Source organism: Lysinibacillus sp. FW301-JW8 (assembly GCF_058788755.1).
On sequence record NZ_JBYTBB010000128.1, the window covers coordinates 1 to 4663 of the forward strand.

4 protein-coding genes are annotated in these 4663 nt (G+C 35.9%); 1 reads left to right on the forward strand and 3 read right to left on the reverse strand.

Annotated features, from left to right (window positions below; all coding sequences use genetic code 11):
• Positions 1–112 precede the first annotated feature (112 nt).
• A complete protein-coding gene (locus tag AC3WOM_RS26440) occupies positions 113–1408 on the reverse strand; it encodes a DUF2252 domain-containing protein (protein WP_492449115.1) in 1296 nt (431 codons plus the stop codon).
• Between the two features lie 230 nt (positions 1409–1638).
• Here AC3WOM_RS26440 and AC3WOM_RS26445 point away from each other — a divergent pair, with 230 nt between their 5' ends.
• Positions 1639–2208 carry a YitT family protein gene (locus tag AC3WOM_RS26445; protein WP_427543088.1) on the forward strand — a complete coding sequence of 190 codons (570 nt, stop codon included), beginning with the start codon at positions 1639–1641 and terminating at the stop codon, positions 2206–2208.
• A 38-nt stretch (positions 2209–2246) separates the two neighbouring features.
• Here the strand turns inward: AC3WOM_RS26445 and AC3WOM_RS26450 are convergent, their stop codons facing one another.
• Entirely contained in the window at positions 2247–3128 is an 882-nt protein-coding gene (locus tag AC3WOM_RS26450; RefSeq protein ID WP_427543091.1) for a DMT family transporter, read from the reverse strand.
• A 105-nt stretch (positions 3129–3233) separates the two neighbouring features.
• Positions 3234–4391 carry a PucR family transcriptional regulator gene (locus tag AC3WOM_RS26455; protein WP_492449112.1) on the reverse strand — a complete coding sequence of 386 codons (1158 nt, stop codon included), beginning with the start codon at positions 4389–4391 and terminating at the stop codon, positions 3234–3236.
• Positions 4392–4663 lie beyond the last annotated feature (272 nt).

Consider the following 4663-nt stretch of genomic DNA (forward strand, 5'->3'; position numbering starts at 1 on the left):
CCTCGTTTTGAAAAAGGGCTATACTTTTTGATTTGTCACCTTGATGTCATTGACATAATAGTATTTCAACAACATGAAAATAGACCTCTGCTTTTTGGCAGAGGTCTATTTTTTAACTTTTATTAAACTTCTCGTTAACCCATTCTTTAAATAATTCATAATCAGTATAAACGACTTCCTTGTAGCGCATTGCTTGTAAAATACTACTTTCCACAAATACACGGCGCTCTTTTCCGATGGCATTTAAAATTTCCTCTTCACTATGATATGTGAAAACCTGTGAGTAATCCACATCGGCACGGGCATGAATCTTAGCTGCAATTTGGCCCATAGTCGCAGTAGTTGTAAAATAATCCTCTAAATCCCGATAGTTTTTCGGCTTTACCTTTTTCTTATAAGGAGAGCGCTCTCGAATATAGTATTCCTGACCATTCATTGTGACATAATCAAGATGTGGGTCCTCTAGATGATGCATGGCTTTTTGAGTGCTGACTACACGGGCTCCTTGATGCTTATAATTCTCCCAAAATATCTCATTATATGGCAAAAAGTAAGCTGGAATGGCTGTGCGTACCTCCTTCATTTCAAGCACTAAATCGTCTATTCCCAACGAATCTGTTAGTCCCTCAACTAAAATATAATAACGTTTCAAGCCTATAGATGCTGTTCCTGAGCCATATTTGATGGCTATGTCTTTAATTTTATAGCTTGAACATACAGAGGTGATAGCAGCATATTCCTCAGCAGAGACGGGCTGAACCTCATCATTCCATTGGAAAACACGCTGACCAACATCGTTAATGTATGTTATATCCTGTAAAAAATGAGAGCGTTGCCGTTTTTCAAGCTTTTTCAACACACGTTTAATAAGTCCTTTTGTATTGTGTTTAGTAAATGTTAGTGTGAGTGGATCATCCTGCTTACGTTGAAATCGTTTTAATTGATTGATGTAGCTATTTAGAAAATGATGGATAGCCGTTTCCTGAGCAGCCCGATGTAAGCCCTGCTCCTCAAGATATAGTGCAATACTGACACTCATGCGAATAAGATCATAGAGATAAGAGCCGACATAACCTTCATCGAAATCATTAACATCAAATACAATATCGCCTGTTTCATTTTGAAATGCGCCAAAGTTGTCCATATGCATATCACCCTGTATCCATGTTGGCTTAACATCAGACGTATGGAATATAGAAGGGGATTTTGTAACATCAAAATAAAATAAGTAGGCACTTCCACGTAAGAAGCGAAAGGGACTTTCTAGCATCGTATCATACTTTTCTTTACGTTGCTGTTCGCTTAATTTCATACGCTGTACATCAAACTCTTCAAAAATAGTTGCCAGCAAAGATCTTCTTAAATGTAAGCGTGTATCCTTTACTTGCTCTAACAATGTATGTTCCATCATTTATTCCTCTTTTCATTTTTTTACAACTATATACTGAGAATAAAGGAATAAGTTTCGATTGTTAAGTAGAAGAATGAATTTTTTTGACGGCACTTATTGTTGAAAAATTTATCGAGCGGACTCGATAAAAAAAGTGAGAGTATTCTTGTACAAACGCGTATTTGATAACATGTTCATTTTCAAATTATCATACTATATTTACATGCTAAGTCCCGGAGGGGGGTTATATGTATTTTTTTACGAAAGGTCTGGTCATTCTTATAGGTAGTACTGCTGTATCGTTAGGGATTAATTTATTCTTAACGCCCTATCAAATTTTAGATGGGGGAGTTGTAGGAATAGCACTAATTTTATACTACTTGTATAAGTTGAAAATTGGCTTAATGATTATCATCATTAGTATTCCTATTTTTATTATAGCTTGGTATAAATATAGAACGTATTTTTACAATAGCATACATGGATTAATTGCCTCTTCATTTATTATTGATTTACTGAAGCCTGTTCGCAATCTTATTCAAATCGAAGCCATCTATAGTGCCATATTGGGTGGGATTCTTATGGGATTTGGAATAGGACTAATGCTTAGATTTCAGACAAGCACTGGTGGTACAGATTTAATTGCGCAGTTCATATGCGATAAAACAGGCATTAATGTCGGGATACTTATTTTTATGATTGATTCTATTGTTATTGTTGTAGGGGGGCTGCTTTTATCCTCTAGTACATTGATGCTGTCCATTATCACCGTATTTGTTGTCGGTATTACTACCAGTTTAATGACTAGTCATCCATAAAAAATAGCCTCAGTCAGACTGAAACTATTTTAAAGTTCTTAGCGAGAGCTTTTCATCATTCTTTTTTTAGGATGAGCAGGTTTGACCTCTGCAATAAATATAGCAAGTAAAATTAGTACTGCACCTACAACCATGCGACCTGTTAATACCTCATGTAAGAATATTACAGACAATACCATACCGAAGAAGGATTCTGTCGACAAAATAATTGCAGCCTTTGTAGCGGAAGTATATTGATTTGCCACATTTTGAAATAGGTAGGCAAGGGTAGTTGAAAAAATAGCTAAATATATAATAGAATAAATGGCTTCCTTTTCAAGTGTAGTAGGGATGTCACCTTGACTGACTACAACCAGAATACCTAATAATGATGCTGTGATAAATTGAATAATTGTCAGGGCAATGGCATCTTCCTTTTGGACAAAGAGGTTTGTACAAAAAATATCAAAGGCGAATGCAACAGCGCATGCTAAGGAAAGTGCGTCTCCTATATTCATTGTTAATGAGCCCTGTAGTGATAAAAAACCGATTCCGACAATAGCCACTATTGAACCAATAATTTCATAACCGTCTATACGGCGTTTGTAAACGGCATATGCGATTAATGGAACGACAATAACATTGACTGCTGTTAAAAAGGCATTTTTAGATGGGGTTGTATATTGTAAACCCACTGTCTGAAGAGCAAAGGCAATGTACAATATGGTGCCTAATATAATCCCTTTCCAAATTACCGATTTCGAAGCTTTTTTTAATCTGTAGCCAAATATAGCTGTTAGTATAATAGCGGCTAATAAAAATCTCCCTGCCATTACTTGATAAGCTGTTAAATATTCTAAAGCGATAGCCGTTATAACAAATCCGCTACCCCAAACGATAGCTGTAACTAAAAGCATACCGTCAGCCATATATTGTTTCATCTTTCTTCCTCCTAACTTTACTAGAATAGCATGAGATGGAGGAAATTATTTTGATTTTAATTCTAAATATTCAGGCGTTTCTTTGTACTTATTCCAAAGCTGTAATTAATCACTCATTTTGCTATGTAATAAGTACAATTTAACGGCTGCTGCGAGTCGTTCATAGAAAACATACTCATTATCAATAGGTGCTAATAGCTGACGAATTTTTGCCATGCGATAGCGAATAGTATTTGGGTGGCAAAAATGGGCAACCGCTACTTCTTTGATATTGCCTTTTTTTATAACAAAGGTCATGGCGGTTTTTATTAAATCAGGATCAGCCTTTTCCTCAAGTAAGGGTCCAAGATAGCTATTAACATAGTCCATAGCAAATTTAGCGTCCTTACGGTGTAATTCAATTAACAAACAATCTGATGCAAGGGCTTCGTAATGACGGTTAGGGATAGCTTCAATGTCAGCCATGATGCGTGCATAGTAGGCCTCTCGAACAGCAATTGAGAGTTCCTGTTGAGTTGCGTGACGACCGCTATAGCCGAAGGTCATTGATTCAGTTGAAATTGCATACATCACTAACCATTCATTTAGAAATTTTTCAAATTGAAACTGCTCAGAAGAATGTGTAAATAAAATAAAGAGACTCTTTTTGTAAGAGCAAATCATTCCGGATTTCATTAGGGGCTCTAATTGAAATAGGGGTTGCATCCATTGATTATCTGCATATTCTTGTACTTGAATATTGACGGCAAATACATATTTATCAAAGGGCTTATTGATTTGCTGTAAGAAGGATTTTATTTGTTCATAAGGGACGTCCTCTTCGATAAGACGTTTCATCATCGTTTCTAAAAAGAATGAATAATCCTGTGTTTTTGCATAAGCCATCGTTTCTAAAATGATTTTTTCAAAAAATTCATCTCCCCCAAATCGTAATATTGGGAAATTGTTTTCATCTGCATACATTAATACTTCCGCAGGTAAATCCTTAAAGATTACAGGCTTATAAGCTAAAGCACTTGCCCCGAGCTCAAATAGATTTTTCACCGCATTCAATAAATATTCTGGTTGCTGTTTAGCAAATAATAAGCTGCTTAACACAACACTATTTGGTGTGAAAATCGTGTCACGTACAGTTTGAATATCAGGTGAAAATTCAAAGTCTAGAATTTCGACATTTTGAACTGATTTATGTAATCCATTGTGACCAGCAACGACTGTAAAATCTTTTGTAATAGGTAGTTGTAAAAAGTTCTCTACGTTCATAGGGATATCAAGCAACCTTTCTTGAGATTGAGCTTCTACTACTTATTATAAAAGTAATTGTCAATAAAATTCTATTAGTATTGATGAATCGCAGATAACATACTCTCAACGAAAAAAAACTGCTGACATTACATCAGCAGTTTTCATAGCGTTGAAAAACTAAATGGTCAAGAGACTCTTTGTAAACACTACTATGTCAAATGAAGGTGATTTCCGTTCCAGGCTACTCGCTTTCCAGTGGGCGAGCGACGAGCCGCTTCCTGCGCTGACGC